Genomic DNA, 17,734 nt, shown 5'->3' with positions numbered 1-17,734 from the left:
GCTAAACATAGGTTATTAATATTGAGGTGAAGACTTGGACAAACTGGCTGCTATTGTAGGGCCTACCGCTGTTGGCAAAAGCAATATAGCTATCCGGGTTGCCCAAAGAATAAGGGGCGAAATTATTTCCTGCGATTCTATGCAGATTTACCGGGACATGGATATTGGCACCGCTAAAGTAAATCCAGAGGAAAGGAAAGCGGTTCCTCATCATATGATAGATATCATTGATCCTGGAGAAGACTACAGCGTAGCCCGTTTCCAGGAGGAGTGCAAAAAAATCATTCGAGATATCAACCATCGGGGAAAAATACCTATCCTGGTGGGAGGAACAGGGCTATATTATCAGGCGGTAGTGGATGACTATACATTTATTCCTATGGAATCACGTTTTGCGGTCCGAGCTAAATGGGAAGAAATTATCAGTAAAAAAGGATTAGCTTTTGCATATAATTACCTGCAAACCATTGATCCAGATTATGCAGCCATTATAGCTTCTGAAGACCAAAAACGGATCATTAGAGCTTTAGAAGTCTACGAGTTGAGTGGTCAACCTTTTTCGTTAACCCAAAACAAGCGAGCCGGTCTCTACAAATTATGTGTGGTGGGTCTATATCTTGACCGCAGTGAACTATACCGGCGAATTAACATCCGCGTTGATGAAATGATAGCCGGAGGGCTGGTTGATGAGGTTTTAGCTTTATATAAACGAGGTCATGATCTCTCGCTGAATTCCATGCAAGCCCTGGGTTATCGACAGGTTATTCATTACCTGGATGGCTTAAGCACCTGGGGCGAAATGGTAGATTCAATAAAGAAAGAGAGCCGCAACTATGCTAAAAGACAGCTTACCTGGTTCAGACGCGATCAACGTATTAAATGGTTTGATACGGGTGATTATAGCAGTGAAATAGAATTGAGTGAAAAAATTTCGAAGCTAATTGAAGTGGACCTGTGCGTAGTGTAAAATCTAATTTAACGGTCTATATATTTTTTGAAATGGGGGTCACCACAAGATGAGCAAGAGTCAGCTGAATTTATAAGATGCGTTTTTAAATCAATGCAGAAAAGAAAAGACACCCGTTACGGTATTCCTGGTAAACGGTTTTCAAATAAAAGGTATGGTCAGAGGTTTCGATAACTTTACCGTTATCATAGAACAGGATCAAAAACAACAATTGATTTATAAACACGCCATTTCTACTGTAGCACCCCTCAAGCCCATCGGAATGTTGGCCCTGGAACCCAAAACAGAAGACGAATAACCCTTTTCACAGAATATCTAACATAAGTATCACCACTTTTGTCTGCTGTTCATATGCTAGAGCAGAGCAGATAGGAGTGGTGATATTCTGTGCAGATTTCTATGAAATTTAGCGAGCCCGAACCATCAGCGCCTGTTGTCGGCAGCCAGTCTATTCCCCAGGATTTTGCGCAAAAGACTCTTTCCGTGAATTGGAAAAGCTGATTGGACTTCAGGAAGTTAAACGCGTTTTGGCGGAAGTAAGCGCCTTCGCTCTAATACAAACTAAACGCAAACAGCAGCAATTAAAAGCAGATAATACAGCCCTGCATATGGTTTTCAAAGGCAATCCCGGTACGGGCAAAACTACGGTGGCCCGAATCCTGGGCCGTATCCTTAACGATATCGGCATCCTCAGCAAGGGTCACCTGATTGAAGTTGAGAGGGCCGATATTGTAGGCGAATATATCGGTCATACCGCTCAGAAGACACGGGAAATGATTAAAAAGGCTATGGGCGGCATATTGTTTGTGGATGAGGCCTACAGCCTGGCTCAGGGCGGGGAAAAGGATTTCGGCAGGGAAAGTATCGGAACCATTGTGAAGGCTATGGAAGACTATCGCGACAATCTCATCATAATTCTGGCCGGTTATTCTGATGAAATGGAACGTTTCCTACGTAGCAACCCGGGACTCAGATCGCGTTTTCCCATTCACATTAATTTTAATGATTACGATACTGACGAGTTGTTTCAGATTGCCCTGCAGATGTATTCAGAACGTGATTATGAATTAACCAGCCGCTGCCGCTGGAAATTGAAACAACATCTGAGCGATTTTACACGCACCCGCCATCCGCACAGCGGTAATGCCCGCTATGTCCGCAATTTAACAGAAAAATCCATACGTCTCCAAGCCTTGCGCATAGTTGACCGGCAGGTTTTAAATCGTAAAGAACTTATGACCATTGAGGATGTCGATTTGCCTGAGATAGGGACGATACAGGCTTAGACGGTCTATGTAAAGTCTTGCGCTTAATGACTGAAATTTAGCGTTGATTTTTAGTAATGGCAAAGAAGATTATGTCATTGCTCAACGAGTGAAGCAATCCAGGATATAAATTTTACCAGGCTTAATTAAAACCATCTGATTTTATATAATAGCTGCATATAGAAAATCAAATTGCTGCGCTGCGTTAGCAATGATATTATAACTGCCGTATGTAGCGTATCATAAATCAGCTGCGAAAGTTGAGTTTATAGTTCTTCAGATTAATTTTATTATCACCGTGCGGGTGCGCGGACCATCGAATTCAGCCAGGAAAATGCCCTGCCAGGTACCCAGGACCAGCTGACTGTTTTCAAGTGGAACCATGACTGAGGAACCAAGCAGGCTGGCCTTGATATGCGCGTCAGAATTGCCTTCACTATGGCGGAAATCCTGATCCATCGGAATCATACGATTCAGTCCGCTAATAATGTCAGCTTTTACATCCGGGTCAGCGTTTTCATTAATTGTCACCCCGGCTGTAGTATGGGGTATAAAAACCATACAGGCTGAGGCTTCTGATTTATCTGAACGCAGCGCTTCTCTTACTATACCGGTAATATCCACCAACTCTTCACGAGTATGTGTTTTAACCTGCCGTTTAAACATCCATACTTCCTCCTAGCTATCTTTTTTATAAAACTTATGTAGGGATAAAAATTTTCCAAAAGCTGATAACCGGCTTCGCTTAATATAGATTCAGGATGAAACTGAACACCATGCAATGGATATTGACGATGGCTTATGCCCATAATTTCACCTTCTTCAGTTCGCGCCGTGACTATAAGCGAAGTAGGCAAGCTATCTTCGTTAACGACCAGTGAATGATATCGGACTACACTCAGAGGGTTGGGGAGAGAGCGAAAAACCCCTTCGTAATTATGATTAACCAGTGATGTTTTGCCGTGCATTTGACGCCAGTTAACAACAATTTCCGCTCCAAATGCCCGGGCAATGGCTTGGTGTCCCAGACATACGCCAAGAATGGGAAGTATGCCGGAAAATTGTTTGATGAGATCGAGGCAAATGCCTGCTTGATCTGGAGTGCCGGGTCCAGGTGAAATACAGATATATTGGGGATCAAGGACCTGAATATCTGTGAGAGAAATCTCATCATTTCGATATACTACTACTTCTTGACCTAATTGCTGAAAGTACTGAACCAGGTTATAGGTGAAGGAGTCATAATTATCAATTACCAACAGCATTAAATATCCTCCGGGCTTCCCATATTTTATGGATATGTTTATAATAATAACATATATTAACAAGATATTGCCCAATAGACGCTACAGGCTGGGATGCGGACCAGCACATACTCTGGTATGTGCTGGTTTTTATTTGAGGAGAAAAATGTATTGTATTTTGATTAACAGAAATATGGATTTGTGGACAGTATTTCGCCAGTTGAACAAAATCGAGGGCCCCAAGTTCTTCCTGGATAGCAGTCTTAACAATCCGGATACCGGGCGTTATTCATATATTGGAATCAGGCCAAACGCATTGCTCCGAAGCAGAGGAGAGATTATTGAATATCAGGAAGGTGGTCGATGGAGCAGTTGGAAAGGAGATCCCTTAGCAGCTCTGCAAAAGGTATTAAATAAAGGCAAATCCCGACGGTTACAGACTAAAATACCCGCTCCTTTTTGTGGCGGACTGGTCGGATATATGGGCTATGATATGGGAAGAAACTTGGAAAAAATACCGCATATTGCAACAAATGACCTGATGATGTATGAACAATACTGGGGAATTTATGATTGCATCCTGGTGATGGATCATTTTCAAAGGCAATTATGGATAACAGCAAATGACTTACAAAAGGCTAAAGAACTGCAGCAGACGATTGAGGCAAGTATTAATGCATGCCATGATAAAGAAGATGAAGATACCTGGATTGGTGAACTATCATCAAATTTCTCACGTGAAACATATACCCAAACTGTTAAAAATATAAAAGAAAGGATTCGCCAGGGTGATGTTTACCAGGTGAATTTAAGCCAGCGTTTCACTTTTCCTTTAGAGGGTTCATCTCTTGGGATATATAAAATATTAAGAAGAATAAATCCTGCTCCATTTGCAGCCGTTCTCTCTTTTGATGAATATGAGATACTATCAATGTCTCCTGAACGGTTTTTACGCATTGAAGACAGAAAAATTGAAACCCGGCCTATCAAGGTACCAGACCCCGAGGAATAAATAAAAGACAAGACCGCATAATGATCGAGGAATTATTGCGCAGTGAAAAAGAACGAGCTGAATTACTGATGATTGTAGATCTGCAGCGCAATGATCTTGGGCGTTTGTGTAACCCAGGAAGCATAATGGTTAGTAAATTATTTGCTATCAAGAAATACGCCACGGTCATACACCAGGAAGCCAATGTTTGTGGCATACTTAGAGAAAATACAAGTATGGATGAAATACTGCGTTGCACTTTTCCTGGTGGTTCAATAACTGGAGCGCCTAAGATTATGGCCATGAAAATAATAGAAGAATCAGAACCGCATAGGCGCGGAGTTTATACCGGGTCTATAGGTTATATAGATTTTACAGGTAATTGTGACCTGAACATAGCTATACGGACTATAGTAGTTAAGGATAAAAACGCTTATTACCATGCTGGCGGGGGGATAGTGGCAGATTCTGATCCAGCATTAGAATACCAGGAAACTCTCGATAAAACTAAAGTTCTATTCCTGGCCCGGGAGGAGTTGTTGCGTTATAAAAGTTTATTATGATTCTTATGGTAACCAAGATGTCTTTAGCCTTATGAACAGTAATGCCTTTAAATATGGAGAAGGATTTTTTACTACTACACGTGTACAGGAATCGATCGCTTTGTGGCTGGAAGACCACATTAATAGGCTGGCCAATAGCTTGCAAGTTTTTAATCTTGGACAATTGGATACAGCAGAATTACAAGAGGCGGTTTATGAATTAATTGATGCTAAGGCTATTTCCTCAGGATATTTAAGACTTCAGGTATGGTGTGAAAAGAATGAGGTAACAGTTTATATCAAAGGCGAAAATCAGGATTTTAACACCGAAAAGCCCTTCTCACTTGCGAAATCCCCTTACTTCCGGCTAAGCAGTGATCCTCTGGTATCACATAAAAGCTGTAATTACCTGAGTAATATACTTGCTTATCGTCAGGCCAGGCAGCGCGGATGTGATGAAACTCTCTTTTTAAATGAGAGAGGCGAAATATGTGAAGGCAGTCGCAGTAATATTTTTTGGTTTCGTGAAGGGTCTTTGTATACCCCTGCTTTGGAATGCGGTTTATTGCCTGGCCTTTGCCGATCCCGGGTGTTAACAATTGCATATGAGATGGGGATGGATATTAGACAAGGAAAATATGATGAAGAAGATTTGTATAAAGCGGATGAAATATTTCTCACTAATAGTTTAAAAGGGATCATACCGGTAAAATCTTATGAAGACCATAGATGTTATATAAATTCTAATGGTCTTTGTTATAAAATATTTCGCTTATATAATGAGGAGGTCTCTAATTATATTAGAAAAAATTTATAGCGACAAACCCTAATGCCGGGTAATGCCCAGTTTATGCCTAATCGGTTATTTGAAAAATCTTTAACTCTCCTGAAACAATTCTGTTGACAGGTATCTCTCTCCAGAGTCTGGCAGCAAGACTACTATAATCTTATTTTTATTTTCAGGTCTTTTAGCTATTTGTGTTGCTGCAAAGGTAGCTGCTCCGGAAGAAATGCCCACCAGCAATCCCTCATACTGAACCAGCAAACGTGAAGTTAAAAAGGCGTCTTCGTTTTTAACCGTGTATATTTCATCAATTAAATTTGGGTCATACACATCTGGGATAAAGCCGGCGCCTATACCCTGCAGCTTATGAGCGCCGGGACTGCCTCCGGAAAGAACCGGGGAACTATAAGGCTCTACTGCCACAATCTGAACAGATGCTTTTTTGGTCTTCAGACCCTGGGCTGTACCGGTTATGGTTCCACCAGTTCCAACACCGGCCACAAAAATATCGACATTGCCATCAGTATCGCGCCAAATCTCTTCTGCGGTAGTTTGGCGATGTATGGCTGTGTTGGCGGGGTTTTTAAACTGCTGGGGCATATAAGCGTTTGGTATGGCAGCAGCTAATTCTTCCGCACGTCGAATCGCACCGGGTATACCTTCAGTTCCCGGTGTCAGAACCAGTTCGGCACCCAAAGCCTTTAGAAGCTGACGACGTTCGATGCTGAAGGAATCTGGCATAGTTATTACTAGACGGTAACCCAGAGCAGCGGCGACAAAGGCTAAACCAATGCCGGTATTACCGCTGGTAGGCTCTATAATAACACTTTGTTTGTTAATCAAGCCTTTTTCTTCAGCATCTTTAATCATGGCATAACCCAGGCGGTCTTTTACACTGCCTGCGGGATTAAAATACTCCAGCTTCGCGACCAGCCGGGCTTCTAATCGAGAAGCACGATTATAATTTGCTAGCTCCAGCAATGGAGTGTTGCCTATCAATTCCGTAAGATTCCCTGCGATCTTCTGCAAATAAAATCTCCTCCTATTTTGAGAATAATAACCATTGATACAGAATCTTTGTTGTATAATACCAGACCAGGTAATCTTATATGAGTAATCATAAATCATCGTATTCTGAGCATCAATATTTTCCCAATAATACGCAATTGTCATTCAAAAAGCAAAATAAATTCTGCCGTCTGAACATACGTCTCAAAAGAACAAAAAAACCAATTATGAACTATAAACATAAGTTATTTTTAATATAATAAAAAATTGAAGACAAACACATTTATATCTTGAATATTGTCTCTATCCCTAAAAAGGACTGGAAATATCGGAGCACCTGATAATGCTTCGTTACCACATGACTTTATTTTAAAGGTCAACCAGGACACGATCCTGTTGACCTTTAAAATATAAATTACCGATCCAATAAATCTCTAACCACTTTACCAGCCATGAGCAGTCCCGCTACAGAAGGTACGAATGATATACTGCCTGGCAGTTGTCGGCGGGGAGTGTTGATACCGATGGAATCCGGCGTACAGACGCAGCCGGAATTACAGTCAGAGTCCCTGCTGGTAGGCATCACCAGGGGTTCTTCCCGGGAATAGACTACCGTTAGTGCTCCAACCCCTCTTTTTTTTAACTCGCGGCGCATTACTCTGGCCAGAGGGCATACTGAAGTCTCGTAGATATCAGCTATCTCCAGACGGGAAGGGTCTAGTTTATTACCAGTACCCATACTGCTGACAATAGGAATGTTTTTATTCTGTGCATGTATAATTAATTCTATTTTGGAACTGACGGTATCTATAGCGTCAATTATATAATTATAATCGGTACGGATAAGTTCATCCGCACATTCGCGGGAAAAAAAGGTTTGAAATACTTCGACCTGTGCTTGTGGATTTATTTCAGCTATCCTGGCTTGCATTACGGTTACTTTTGGTTGTCCTACAGTTTTATGGGTTGCGTGAATCTGCCGGTTAATATTGGTCAAACAAATAGAATCATGGTCAACCAGGACAAGATGCCCCACCCCGGTACGGGCCAGGGCTTCCGCGGCATAGCTGCCTACCCCGCCCAGACCAAAAACTGCTACCCGGCTGTCAGCCAACACCTGCATATTTTTTTGCCCCAGAAGTGATTCCGTTCTGGAAAATTCGATTGTCATTGAAACCCTCTATTAAATCTTTTGCTTCTAATCAGTTTAGGGTAATTATCTGTCATATTCAAGTTTCAAGCCTTTATTAGTTGTATAATCACGTTGTTTTTCTAATGAATAATATAAAGCAGGCGTTAAAACGGCAGACTTAATACGAATAAGCTGGCTGGTTACAATAGTTAGTGGGTTCATCTTTTGCTTCCTGGCTGATGATAGGTTATGATATTTGCATAAATGTGCAAAAATTATGGGAGGCAGAACAAATGCTGCAAGGTGAAGTTTTAGCAGTAAATATTTCTGAAAAACGCGGGATTAAGAAGCATGATATAGGCGAAGCTTTTCTTAAGGCTGACTACGGCATAGATTTGGACGCCCACAGCGGCTCGTGGCATCGCCAGGTTAGCCTTTTATCATTATCCAGCTTTGAAAAAATGCGCAATATGGGCGCTGATGTGAACTATGGCGATTTTGCCGAAAATATAGCCGTAGGGGGCATGGATGTAGTAAATTTACCCGTAGGCACAAAACTCAGGTTGGGCGAAGCACTGCTGGAGGTAACACAAATTGGCAAGGAGTGTCATAACCATGCCTGCGCCATTAAAAAACAAGTAGGTTCATGTGTTATGCCAGTTGAAGGCATCTTTGCCCGGGTTCTGGAGTCAGGCCGGGTTAAAACCGGCGACGCGGTAATAATTGAGGAATAGATTATTAATAACAAAGTTGCGTTTTCTGCCACAGATACACATTGATTGTTACCGATTGACACAGATTTTATTTTATAAAACTACATAGATAATCCAGTACCATAATTTGACAGTTATCTGTGCAACACCATTCTAAAATATGTGTTCATTTGGGGTTAATTCTGTTTTGAAAGTGGTGCTTATATTTGAATGCTGTGGATGTTATACGCTGGGCTGAGGAAAAGTTGGCCGGGCGTTTTCGTGAATTGGAGGAAATCGCCTATAACAATCAGGTTAGAATCCTGCAGGCTTTTCAGGCGGAGAAGATCCGAGACACTCATTTTGCTCCTTCTACCGGATACGGTTATGGAGATCAGGGGCGCGAGGCCCTGGAATCAGTGTATGCCCGGGTATTCGGCAGTGAGGATGCTATGGTCAGAGGTCAGATCGCTTCAGGGACCCATGCCATTTCTGCCTGTTTGTTCGCCTTACTGAGGCCTGGCGATCGTTTGGTATCTGTCACTGGCAGTCCTTATGATACCTTGAGAAGAGTAATAGGACAGAATAATAATATAGGGGGAACCCTGGTCGAAAGGGGAATAATATATGATGAGATCCCCTTTGCTGAAAATGGAGAACTCGATTGGCAAGCTATAGCCCGAGAAGCTGTGCTCGGAACCAGGATGATGCTTATCCAAAGGTCAAGAGGATACAGCCTCAGACCGCCGCTGAATATGAGAGCGATTAAGGAAGCTGTACGCGTAATAAAGCAGAACAATCCGAAAACCCTGATAATGCTTGACAACTGTTACGGTGAATTTGTGGAAGATGAGGAACCGGGCAATTATGTCGATATAATGGCCGGTTCATTGATAAAAAACCCTGGCGGGGGTCTGGCGCCTGCGGGCGGTTACATATGCGGCCAAAAGGAATTGGTGGAACAGGTCTCATACCAACTCACTGCTCCCGGACTGGGTAAAGAACTGGGAGCTTCTTTGATAAGCAATCGTCCTCTTTTCCAGGGGCTATTTTTGGCGCCGCATGTTGTGCTGCAGGCTTTAAAAGGAGCCGTTCTGCTGGCATACGTCTTTTCCGAAGCTGGCTATCAAGTTCATCCTGACTGGGATGAACACAGGGCCGACATAGTCCAGGCGATTGAACTGAAAAATGAAGATGAGGTGTTAAAATTCTGCCAATTAGTGCAGTCCAGTTCGCCGGTAGACAGCGACCTGCGCCTGGAATATGCTCCAATGGCTGGCTATCAAGATAAGATTGTGATGGCGGCAGGAACCTTTGTACAGGGCTCGTCAATAGAATTATCATGTGATGCCCCCATGAGGAAACCCTATTGCGCTTACCTTCAAGGCGGGCTCAGTTATGAGCACTGTCGCTATGTTGTCAGCAGGCTGATCGAAGAACTAATCTAAATAAATGTGGGGGGAATAATATGAATGTTGATACACTGGTTTTGGTACTTGCAATCATATTAATGCTGGTCGGGGTAGCAGGTACGGTTCTGCCTGCTTTGCCCGGAGTGGTCCTGGTATTTTTAACCGCGGCGGCTTACGGCTGGTACGAGGGTTTTCACCAGATCAAAGCCAATTACTTAATGATCCTGGCCGGCTTAACCCTGTTATCCGTGCTGGTATCTTACGCTTCAGCCGTATGGGGAGCCAAGTATTTCGGTTCCAGCAAGGCAGGTACATGGGGAGCGGTAATTGGCGTGATTGCAGGTATTTTCTTCTTTCCCCCCCTGTATATTTATTGGTTCCTTTTTAGGGGCAGTGATAGGTGAGTATTTAGAATTACGTAACCTGGAAAAGGCCGTAAAAGCAGGGCTGGGCACCATCTTAGGGTTGTTCTCCGGTATGGTATTCAACCTTATACTGGCCCTGGGTATATTGATTTCATTTTTGGTGGTGGTTTTTTAATTGCCAATATATCAGGAATATGATAAATTTATTAGGTTAAATTTACACGTCTAACGGAGGGGTATGTATAATGAATAAAGAATACATTATGCAAAAGGTTAAAGAGGAAAACGTAAAATTTATACGCCTGCAGTTTACAGATATTATGGGCGTGTTGAAGGCAATATCAATTACCGATGACCAGCTTGAAAAGGCATTGGATGGAGAGCTGATGTTTGACGGCTCATCAATAGAAGGTTTTGTGCGTATCGAAGAATCGGATATGTACCTGAAACCTGACCCGTCCACATTTCTGATCCTACCCTGGATTTCTCCCGGTTCATCTGCCCGTACCGCCCGTATTATCTGTGATATTTTTGATGATAAAGGACAGCCTTTTATGGGATGTCCTCGTTACTGCCTGAAGCGTGCGTGTGAGGAAGCCGCGTCAATGGGCTACAGCATGCAAGTTGGGCCGGAACCCGAGTTCTTCTTGTTTGAGTTGGATGAAAACGGGATGCCAACCCTGAAAACACAGGATAAAGCCAGCTATTTTGATCTGCCCCCGGTGGATAAAGGCGAGGAAGCCCGCCGCGATATGGTGGAAGTCCTGCAGACTTTGGGATTTGAAATTGAAGCCGCTCATCATGAGGTAGCTCCAGGACAGCATGAAATTGATTTTAAATACAATGATGCCTTGCGTACTGCCGATAGCATTGTAACCTTCCGTATTGCCGTGCGGATTGTGGCGCAGAGGCATGGCCTGCATGCTACATTCATGCCCAAGCCGGTTTTCGGTATTAACGGTTCGGGGATGCATATGCATGTATCACTATTTTCCAAAGGGGAAAACGTATTTTATGACCCCAGTACGCCTGATGGCCTTAGTGAAACCTGTAAGTATTTCATCGGCGGGGTGATGAAACATGCCCGTGCCAATGCAGCCATAACCAATCCCTCAGTTAATTCATACAAGCGTTTGGTGCCTGGTTATGAGGCACCGGTCTATATAGCCTGGTCGTACCGCAACCGCAGTCCGTTGATAAGGATACCAGCCAAGCGTGGCATCAGCACCAGAATCGAAGTGCGTAACCCTGATCCCAGCTGCAACCCGTATTTGGGATTAGCGGTAATACTGAAGGCGGGTTTGGATGGTATAAAAAATAAGATTATGCCTCCGGAACCAGTTGATCAAAACATCTTTGAAATGGATTTGCCGGAACGCAAAAAACAGGGTATTGAGTCCTTGCCGGAAAATCTGTACGAAGCTGTTGATGAATTACGCCAGGATAAATTGATCCAGGAGGCTTTAGGACCTCATATATTTGACCGTTTTGTACTGGCCAAAATGAAAGAATGGGAAAACTACAGCTCACGTGTTTACGACTGGGAGATCCAAGAATACCTGGAGAAGTTTTAACCAAGATGCTGAATATGCAGATTAAGTAAGAAAAACGCTGAATGTTTTGGAAGGAAAATAAAACATTCAGCGTTTTTATATATTAAAGAAGTTTTAACTACTTGCTCTTAAGTTGATTATAAATCTGCGTTAGTCCGCGTTTAATGCTAACATGATTACATCCTGCGCAGGAGGCCGGTTACGCGGCCCAGGACCTGAACGTGGTCGCTGATTATGGGCTGCATGGCAGAATTTTCAGGTACTAGTTCCACATATTTATCGCGGCGATAGAAGCGTTTGACGGTGGCCTCTTCATCATCCACCAGGGCTACAACAATTTCTCCATTACTGGCTACCGCCTGTTCACGGACGATCAGATAATCACCGTCCATTATACCGGCTTCAATCATACTCTCACCCTGCACCCTGAGCATAAAGTGGGTTCCGCTGCCTACAAAACTGGCCGGAACAGGAATATAATCATCTATGTTTTGATGGGCGGTAATGGGGGTACCGGCGGCTACACGGCCAACAACGGGAAGGGTTATGGTTTCATTAAGTATTTCCGGGGCGGACATTTCCACAGGAATAATCGCGCGGGGTTTGGCAGGATCGCGGCGCAGGAACCCTTTTTCTTCTAAATGCAAAAGGTGAGCATGTACGGTAGAACTTGATTTCAACCCTACGGCATCACCGATTTCCCGTACTGAAGGGGGATAACCGCTGCTTTTTATTTTCTGCCTTATATATTCGATTATCATCTCTTGTCTATTTGTGAGAGACTGGTTTTTGGACACAAACATACCTCCCACTTTTGTTTTTCATTATAACATAGGTGGGGAAGAATAAAACAGGTGTTCGTTAATAATTCCAAAAAGAACCAGGATCTATATTTTCCATACTCGCAATTATTTTTCGCCTGGCGCCAGGATGGGTTTTCTCCATTTGATCTATTAAATCGGCTACTTCGCTTCTTTTACTAATGCCGTCAGCCGGACAGTTGTTCTTGACAGGAATAATGCCAATGCTTTCACAGTAACGGACTATATCCCTTTCTTCAACATAAACCAAAGGACGTATAACGGTTATATCGCTGCGATCCATATAGGTAGAAGGTTTAAAAAGATGTAAACGTCTTTCGTAAAGCATAGAAAGAAATAAAGTATTAACCGCATCATCCAGGTGGTGGCCCAGAGCCAGCTTATTGCAGTTTAGTTCTTTGGAGACACGTACCAAAGCTCCGCGCCGAAGGTTTGCGCAAAGCGCGCAGGGGTTTTTTTCCTGGCGGGTATCAAAAACAACCTTCCCAATATTGCTGAACTCGACCCTCAATTCCAGATTTATATCACGGCAGAAACCCTGAATAGGCGTTATATCATTATTCCAGCCAGATCCAAATACACCGGCAGCAGTTCAAAACGCAGCGGGGTATGTTTTATTAAGAGCTGTAGAAAATGCAGCATGGTGTAACTGTCTTTGCCTCCGGACATGGCAACGGCAATACGATCGCCGTCTTCCGCCATATGGTAACGGAGGTTAGCGTCTCTGACCTGACGAAATATCTTTTTTACTAACCGGCTGCTCATTTGGGCTATCCTCTCAATTTGACCTGATATCAACATAGCCATTTTATCACGAAATTATAAGTTTCCTGCCCATATACATTATGTAGAACGCACTTTTATAAGGCACAATGAAAACTATCATAAAAAAGCGTCCTTCATAAACCGAAGGTTCTCTGAAGGACGCCTTAGAGTGATTTTATTGTCCATACTAAGGTGTCAGCGCAAATGGCAGTACCGCAGCTCTGTCGTTGATAAGAAAACGGGAAAAGATTGCTTTGCTGTGTTGCCAATGGCATAACAAAGGCTTACCTTCCGAAACAACCGTGCTGTCATTACGAGGAGGTCAGCGACGCGGCTATCTAAATGTATAACGCTTGTGGTCCGCCGGACGTTTTGTTTATATCCTGGCCCGGGTTTTGTAATTCCAAAGAGGTCATTCATCATTATTTGCCGATGAAGAATCTGCGGCAGGTTTTTCTTCCTGCAGTTCAATCTGGCTGGCCAGTTTTATTAGTTCATTGACGTCAACACTAGATTTTATGGTTAACTGATAAAGGGTATTGTTAAATGACAAATTACGGATAACTGTATTTTCTGCTGCCCCGGTGGCGGTTTGTACATGCGCCTTTGCGCCTCCATCTTCTAAAATCTGTTCCGACTTAAGCGCCCGGCTGGTACTGTGAGAAATTGCGGACTCACTGGCAAGAGCCAGGCTGATACGCATGGTTTCTTTACTTCCGGCAATTGAATAAACCAAAATCCGGGCTCCGTTTTCCCATGTACTCTCGAGCAATTGATAAGAGTCTGGCAAATTACCCACATCAGGTAGCACAAATTGCTTTTTGCTGTCATATACCGGATTATTCTCATCAGACGAACTGGCCGTCATAACACCATCTTCGCTTGGTTTAGCGGCAGGCGCTGCGTATTTAGTACCTTCCGGTATACTAAGTTGAGGTTTGGGCTCTTCTTGGCGGGCAGCTTTTAAAACCGTACTGTCAGATGATATAGACTTATTTAAATTTACTTCCGGACCGGCAAAATTGTCAGCGAGTCCACCAACCTAGTTTGCTTTTGTCAGGAGTCTGTTTTGCAGATTTACTGGCAGCCGCATCTGGTTTTATTACTTGCTTACCAGGTCTATTTTCTGTGATGTTATCCATAGCAATCTGATTGTGCTGTAAATCAGGCCAGAAGCTAAAACACATCAGCAGCAATGCGGCTATGGCGCCAATCAAGGAGAAAGGTCCGAAGGCAAATTTACGGCGACTACTTGACACAGAAAACGGATATACCGCTGCCTGGCTACCGGGTGAAGCGATAGTCAACATGAGCTGAGAGGTAAAATTATCACTTACAACCATATCGGGCAGGGTTTTAATAGCTTCATTTTCCAGGCTGGTTAACCTGGTTAGTTCGTTGCAGGCATTACATTCATTCAGATGGGTTTCAAATTCGGCTCTGGATTCAGGAGAAAGCAAACCATCGCAATAATCCCAGATAAGATTATTTACTTGCTGGCAGTTCATAAGGCATCCCCCTTTCATTCCAGCGCTGAACCAAAACCTTGCGCAGGGCCTTGCGAGCCCGGTGAACTTTGACTTCTACGTTTTCTTTACTAATGCCTAACACATCAGCTATTTCCTGGTTGTTTAAATCAAGTTGAAAACGCATGATAATAACAGATCGGTAAGCTTCAGGTAATTCCATTATAGCGGCATCTATTTCCCTTCTCAGTTCCTCGTGTTCATAGTGTGATAAGATCATAGTCGGCAGCGATATTTTGATTATCGTAAGCGGTTGAATGTACATCATCCAGTTCCAACCAGACGATACGTTTCTTTTTACGTAGTTCGGTGATACTGGTATTGCAGGCAATGCGATAAACCCATGGACTAAATTTCTTATCACGATCAAACTGGTACAGCTTTTGGTAGAGATGGATAAAAACTTCCTGAGTAATATCTTCGGCTTCCTGGTACTGACCCACCATTCTATAAACAACAGAAAAAATACGGTTTTTATAGCGGTCAACCAATTCCTCAAAAGCCGCCAAATCACCCTCAAGAGCCTGAACTGCCAGGGATTCGTCGCTGGTCAAGTCTATCAGCTCCTTGATTCTTAATAAATATACGTTAGAGTCCTGTGATTTCTTACAATATGACTGCTAAAGACAATATACCAGATTTCTTTAGCAGCGTGTAGAGTGCATGGCGTTGTTTTATTACAGGTGACAAATATGGTTGCGAGCGGGATGCGAATTTGTATGAACCTCGAAACTTGTGTGATAGACTAAAAAAATAAATTTCAGGAGGCTGAAAGGTGATATACCGTTCTGGAACCATAGGGAGAATATTCAACGCTAAAATGGAACACGGCGATGACCTTATGGCATGTTTAAAAAACCTTATTGAAACTGAAAAACTTGAAGCTGCGGTTTTCTTTTTACTTGGAGCCATCAAACAAGGCCAGGTGGTGGTGGGACCCAGGGAAGCCGTAATCCCTCCCGACCCGGTGATCCGCGTCTTTAATGATGGCCGAGAAATAATAGCTTTGGGAACATCATTTCGTGATGAAAACGGTGAAGCAATACTGCACATACATGGTTCTCTAGGGCGCGCAGATACAGTTATAACCGGCTGTCTGCGTGAAAAAAACCAGGTTTACCTGGTAGTAGAGGCTGTAATTATGGAGATCTGCGGCAGCGGCAGTCAAAGAATACTTGATGAAAAGCTGGGGATTAAAACTCTTTCCTTTAAACAAACTAATGAATAGTATCCCTCAAGGGCACGGACCACAAACATACATAAAGGAAAATAGTGCATAAGCAATTAGCTGCAAAAAACACCTCCAAATCTGTGATGATCTGTCGCTGTTTTCTGGTTAAAATCGTATAGAATCTGTTACTTGGCGAAATGTCGAGGTATAATGTTGACTAGATTAATGACCTCAAAGGGCAAAAAATGGAAAGGAGACTTAATATGTCGGATAATTGTAATAGCTGTCCATCACAGGGAAGTTGTTCAACTGATCCAAGTCAGTGCGGAACTGAAATAGAAAAGGCTTTGCATGGGGCTTTGAATGATGTTAAAAACGTAATCGTTATAATGAGCGGTAAGGGCGGAGTCGGCAAATCTTCAGTAACGGGACTCCTGGCGGCTAACCTGGCGAAAAAAGGTTTGAAAGTAGGCGTATTGGATGCTGATATAACCGGTCCCAGCCAACCTAAAGCATTTGGCATCAGCCAGCCCCATATGCAGGCCAGTGAGTTCGGAATTATGCCGCCGACAACTAAATTGGGAATAAAATTAATATCCATAAATTTCTTCCTGCCCAATGAGGATGATCCGGTAATATGGCGCGGTCCGTTACTAGCAGGGGCGGTAAAACAGTTTTGGGATGAAACCGACTGGAGAGAACTAGATTACCTGGTGGTTGATTTACCGCCTGGAACGGGGGATGTTCCTCTTACCGTAATGCAGAGTCTGCCGGTTAATGGATCATAATTGTTTCGTCACCGCAGGACTTGTCTTTTATGGTGGTCAAAAAGACCATTAAAATGACGCAAAAAATGAAGATTCCTATACTGGGTATGATCGAGAATATGAGTTATGCGGTTTGCCCGCATTGCAACGAGAAGCTGGAAATATTCGGCAAGTCGCAGGGTGAAAAGGTCGCTGCCGAAACTAAAATAGACTTTTTAGGCAGTTTGCCTTGGGATTCCAGATTAAATTCCATGCTGGATGCAGGGCAGATTGAAGATTACGAATCAAAAGAAATGAGTTCCATAGCTGATAAGCTATTAAGCAAAATGGCCAGCGGGGAAAATTAAATTTAGAATATTCATAAAAATTGGTAATATAATGAGACGTGAAACTTAGGGTTTATGTCTCATTATTTTTTATTGGCGCATTTCAGTCTTTAATGTAAAAAATTCGGAACTCTATTTTGTCTAAATGTTGTATAATAAGGGCAGCTATCATCATAAATATTTTTAAGTTGCGTTGTGAATCCTGGCTCAAAGATGGAGGTAGGATAATTGGTAACCAAACTATTTATGGAACTTAAAAACCTTTTTGCTGATTTGGCAGCAACCTTGATTTTAGGCAAAAACAAGGATGCTGCCCATCTTGCCTTGATATTATCGGAAAAGAGCAAAGCCCTGGCAGACGAACTGGGAAAATAACCTGCAAATATGATTTTACTTGGCCGGA

The 17,734-nt window shown here is 43.0% G+C and carries 19 protein-coding genes and 4 pseudogenes; 12 read left to right on the top strand and 11 right to left on the bottom strand.

The features are described 5' to 3' along the window. Positions 1 to 34 precede the first annotated feature (34 nt). The 3 genes and pseudogenes from miaA to JCM14374_RS08150 all read left to right on the top strand — a co-directional run bounded on the left by miaA (position 35) and on the right by JCM14374_RS08150 (position 2,253). Entirely contained in the window at positions 35 to 967 is a 933-nt protein-coding gene (gene miaA / locus JCM14374_RS08160) for a tRNA (adenosine(37)-N6)-dimethylallyltransferase MiaA (protein WP_054695890.1), read from the top strand. 49 nt (positions 968 to 1,016) lie between these two features. Then, a pseudogene (gene hfq / locus JCM14374_RS08155) lies at positions 1,017 to 1,265 on the top strand (RNA chaperone Hfq). Positions 1,266 to 1,455: 190 nt separating this feature from the next. Further along, positions 1,456 to 2,253 carry an AAA family ATPase gene (locus JCM14374_RS08150; RefSeq protein WP_369397318.1) on the top strand — a complete coding sequence of 266 codons (798 nt, stop codon included), beginning with the start codon at positions 1,456 to 1,458 and terminating at the stop codon, positions 2,251 to 2,253. Positions 2,254 to 2,508: 255 nt separating this feature from the next. Here the strand turns inward: JCM14374_RS08150 and JCM14374_RS08145 are convergent, their stop codons facing one another. After that, the gene (locus tag JCM14374_RS08145) at positions 2,509 to 2,898 is read right to left on the bottom strand and encodes a secondary thiamine-phosphate synthase enzyme YjbQ (RefSeq protein WP_054695884.1); all 390 of its coding nucleotides are present in this window, start codon (positions 2,896 to 2,898) and stop codon (positions 2,509 to 2,511) included. Continuing rightward, positions 2,838 to 3,497 (bottom strand): anthranilate synthase component II, encoded by a 660-nt coding sequence (locus JCM14374_RS08140; protein WP_083453970.1) that lies wholly within the window; start codon positions 3,495 to 3,497, stop codon positions 2,838 to 2,840. The genes JCM14374_RS08145 and JCM14374_RS08140 overlap by 61 nt, the downstream gene beginning before the upstream one ends. Positions 3,498 to 3,525: 28 nt before the next feature. On the opposite strand from JCM14374_RS08140, the pseudogene pabB reads away from it, so the two are divergent. Beyond that, positions 3,526 to 5,030, top strand: a pseudogene (gene pabB, locus JCM14374_RS15745) (aminodeoxychorismate synthase component I). A gap of 31 nt (positions 5,031 to 5,061) precedes the next feature. Further along, positions 5,062 to 5,826 carry an aminotransferase class IV gene (locus JCM14374_RS08125; RefSeq protein ID WP_083453967.1) on the top strand — a complete coding sequence of 255 codons (765 nt, stop codon included), beginning with the start codon at positions 5,062 to 5,064 and terminating at the stop codon, positions 5,824 to 5,826. Between the two features lie 60 nt (positions 5,827 to 5,886). Here JCM14374_RS08125 and cysK read toward each other — a convergent pair whose 3' ends face one another. Continuing rightward, positions 5,887 to 6,822: a cysteine synthase A gene (gene cysK / locus JCM14374_RS08120; protein WP_054695871.1), complete on the bottom strand. Its 936-nt coding sequence runs from the start codon at positions 6,820 to 6,822 to the stop codon at positions 5,887 to 5,889. Positions 6,823 to 7,216: 394 nt separating this feature from the next. Further along, positions 7,217 to 7,972 (bottom strand): tRNA threonylcarbamoyladenosine dehydratase, encoded by a 756-nt coding sequence (locus JCM14374_RS08115; protein WP_054695868.1) that lies wholly within the window; start codon positions 7,970 to 7,972, stop codon positions 7,217 to 7,219. Positions 7,973 to 8,226: 254 nt separating this feature from the next. On the opposite strand from JCM14374_RS08115, the gene JCM14374_RS08110 reads away from it, so the two are divergent. The 4 genes and pseudogenes from JCM14374_RS08110 to glnA all read left to right on the top strand — a co-directional run bounded on the left by JCM14374_RS08110 (position 8,227) and on the right by glnA (position 11,976). Then, positions 8,227 to 8,667, top strand: a complete 441-nt coding sequence (locus JCM14374_RS08110) for an MOSC domain-containing protein (RefSeq protein ID WP_054696003.1) — start codon at positions 8,227 to 8,229, stop codon at positions 8,665 to 8,667. A gap of 194 nt (positions 8,668 to 8,861) precedes the next feature. Then, entirely contained in the window at positions 8,862 to 10,073 is a 1,212-nt protein-coding gene (locus JCM14374_RS08105) for a methionine gamma-lyase family protein (protein ID WP_369397323.1), read from the top strand. 20 nt (positions 10,074 to 10,093) lie between these two features. Beyond that, a pseudogene (locus JCM14374_RS08100) lies at positions 10,094 to 10,577 on the top strand (DUF456 domain-containing protein). Positions 10,578 to 10,647: 70 nt separating this feature from the next. Then, entirely contained in the window at positions 10,648 to 11,976 is a 1,329-nt protein-coding gene (glnA, locus tag JCM14374_RS08095; protein WP_054695860.1) for a type I glutamate--ammonia ligase, read from the top strand. Positions 11,977 to 12,131: 155 nt separating this feature from the next. Here glnA and lexA read toward each other — a convergent pair whose 3' ends face one another. The 7 genes from lexA to JCM14374_RS15255 form a co-directional block, all read right to left on the bottom strand. Beyond that, positions 12,132 to 12,758: a transcriptional repressor LexA gene (gene lexA, locus JCM14374_RS08090; protein WP_054695857.1), complete on the bottom strand. Its 627-nt coding sequence runs from the start codon at positions 12,756 to 12,758 to the stop codon at positions 12,132 to 12,134. A gap of 58 nt (positions 12,759 to 12,816) precedes the next feature. Beyond that, entirely contained in the window at positions 12,817 to 13,287 is a 471-nt protein-coding gene (locus JCM14374_RS08085) for a PP-loop family protein (RefSeq protein ID WP_242848893.1), read from the bottom strand. 38 nt (positions 13,288 to 13,325) lie between these two features. Then, complete coding sequence (locus JCM14374_RS13120) at positions 13,326 to 13,577, bottom strand: tRNA 2-thiocytidine biosynthesis protein TtcA (RefSeq protein WP_172674190.1); 252 nt, start codon at positions 13,575 to 13,577, stop codon at positions 13,326 to 13,328. 376 nt (positions 13,578 to 13,953) lie between these two features. Next, positions 13,954 to 14,409, bottom strand: a complete 456-nt coding sequence (locus tag JCM14374_RS08080) for a hypothetical protein (protein ID WP_054695855.1) — start codon at positions 14,407 to 14,409, stop codon at positions 13,954 to 13,956. A 157-nt stretch (positions 14,410 to 14,566) separates the two neighbouring features. After that, the gene (locus JCM14374_RS08075; protein ID WP_054695852.1) at positions 14,567 to 15,049 is read right to left on the bottom strand and encodes an anti-sigma factor family protein; all 483 of its coding nucleotides are present in this window, start codon (positions 15,047 to 15,049) and stop codon (positions 14,567 to 14,569) included. Further along, positions 15,027 to 15,287 (bottom strand): RNA polymerase sigma factor, encoded by a 261-nt coding sequence (locus JCM14374_RS15260; RefSeq protein WP_054695849.1) that lies wholly within the window; start codon positions 15,285 to 15,287, stop codon positions 15,027 to 15,029. The genes JCM14374_RS08075 and JCM14374_RS15260 overlap by 23 nt, the downstream gene beginning before the upstream one ends. Next, positions 15,268 to 15,621 (bottom strand): RNA polymerase sigma factor, encoded by a 354-nt coding sequence (locus JCM14374_RS15255; RefSeq protein ID WP_054695846.1) that lies wholly within the window; start codon positions 15,619 to 15,621, stop codon positions 15,268 to 15,270. Before JCM14374_RS15255 ends, JCM14374_RS15260 begins: the two co-directional genes overlap by 20 nt. A 221-nt stretch (positions 15,622 to 15,842) precedes the next feature. Between JCM14374_RS15255 and JCM14374_RS08060 the strand changes: the two genes are divergently transcribed. The 3 genes and pseudogenes from JCM14374_RS08060 (at position 15,843) to JCM14374_RS13520 (ending at position 17,706) form a co-directional block, all read left to right on the top strand. After that, positions 15,843 to 16,295, top strand: a complete 453-nt coding sequence (locus tag JCM14374_RS08060; RefSeq protein WP_054695843.1) for a PPC domain-containing DNA-binding protein — start codon at positions 15,843 to 15,845, stop codon at positions 16,293 to 16,295. 206 nt (positions 16,296 to 16,501) lie between these two features. Continuing rightward, a pseudogene (locus tag JCM14374_RS14600) lies at positions 16,502 to 17,352 on the top strand (Mrp/NBP35 family ATP-binding protein). Positions 17,353 to 17,559: 207 nt separating this feature from the next. Further along, the gene (locus JCM14374_RS13520; RefSeq protein ID WP_157049038.1) at positions 17,560 to 17,706 is read left to right on the top strand and encodes a hypothetical protein; all 147 of its coding nucleotides are present in this window, start codon (positions 17,560 to 17,562) and stop codon (positions 17,704 to 17,706) included. The last annotated feature ends 28 nt before the right edge of the window (positions 17,707 to 17,734 follow it).

The organism is Syntrophomonas palmitatica JCM 14374 (assembly GCF_001311885.1).
Classification (GTDB): domain Bacteria; phylum Bacillota; class Syntrophomonadia; order Syntrophomonadales; family Syntrophomonadaceae; genus Syntrophomonas_A; species Syntrophomonas_A palmitatica.
Note: the sequence above shows the minus strand (reverse complement) of the source record. Positions and strands in the feature narration are given on the sequence as shown.

What these genes read in the sequence shown, in the direction of transcription:
- JCM14374_RS08145 (WP_054695884.1), bottom strand. Translation starts at nt 2,898, where the DNA reads ATGTTTAAACGGCAGGTTAAAACACATACTCGTGAAGAGTTGGTGGAT.
- JCM14374_RS08140 (WP_083453970.1), bottom strand. Translation starts at nt 3,497, where the DNA reads ATGCTGTTGGTAATTGATAATTATGACTCCTTCACCTATAACCTGGTT.
- JCM14374_RS08125 (WP_083453967.1), top strand. Translation starts at nt 5,062, where the DNA reads ATGAACAGTAATGCCTTTAAATATGGAGAAGGATTTTTTACTACTACA.
- JCM14374_RS08115 (WP_054695868.1), bottom strand. Translation starts at nt 7,972, where the DNA reads ATGACAATCGAATTTTCCAGAACGGAATCACTTCTGGGGCAAAAAAAT.
- JCM14374_RS08110 (WP_054696003.1), top strand. Translation starts at nt 8,227, where the DNA reads ATGCTGCAAGGTGAAGTTTTAGCAGTAAATATTTCTGAAAAACGCGGG.
- glnA (WP_054695860.1), top strand. Translation starts at nt 10,648, where the DNA reads ATGAATAAAGAATACATTATGCAAAAGGTTAAAGAGGAAAACGTAAAA.
- lexA (WP_054695857.1), bottom strand. Translation starts at nt 12,758, where the DNA reads ATGTTTGTGTCCAAAAACCAGTCTCTCACAAATAGACAAGAGATGATA.
- JCM14374_RS13120 (WP_172674190.1), bottom strand. Translation starts at nt 13,577, where the DNA reads ATGTTGATATCAGGTCAAATTGAGAGGATAGCCCAAATGAGCAGCCGG.
- JCM14374_RS08080 (WP_054695855.1), bottom strand. Translation starts at nt 14,409, where the DNA reads ATGACGGCCAGTTCGTCTGATGAGAATAATCCGGTATATGACAGCAAA.
- JCM14374_RS08075 (WP_054695852.1), bottom strand. Translation starts at nt 15,049, where the DNA reads ATGAACTGCCAGCAAGTAAATAATCTTATCTGGGATTATTGCGATGGT.
- JCM14374_RS15260 (WP_054695849.1), bottom strand. Translation starts at nt 15,287, where the DNA reads ATGATCTTATCACACTATGAACACGAGGAACTGAGAAGGGAAATAGAT.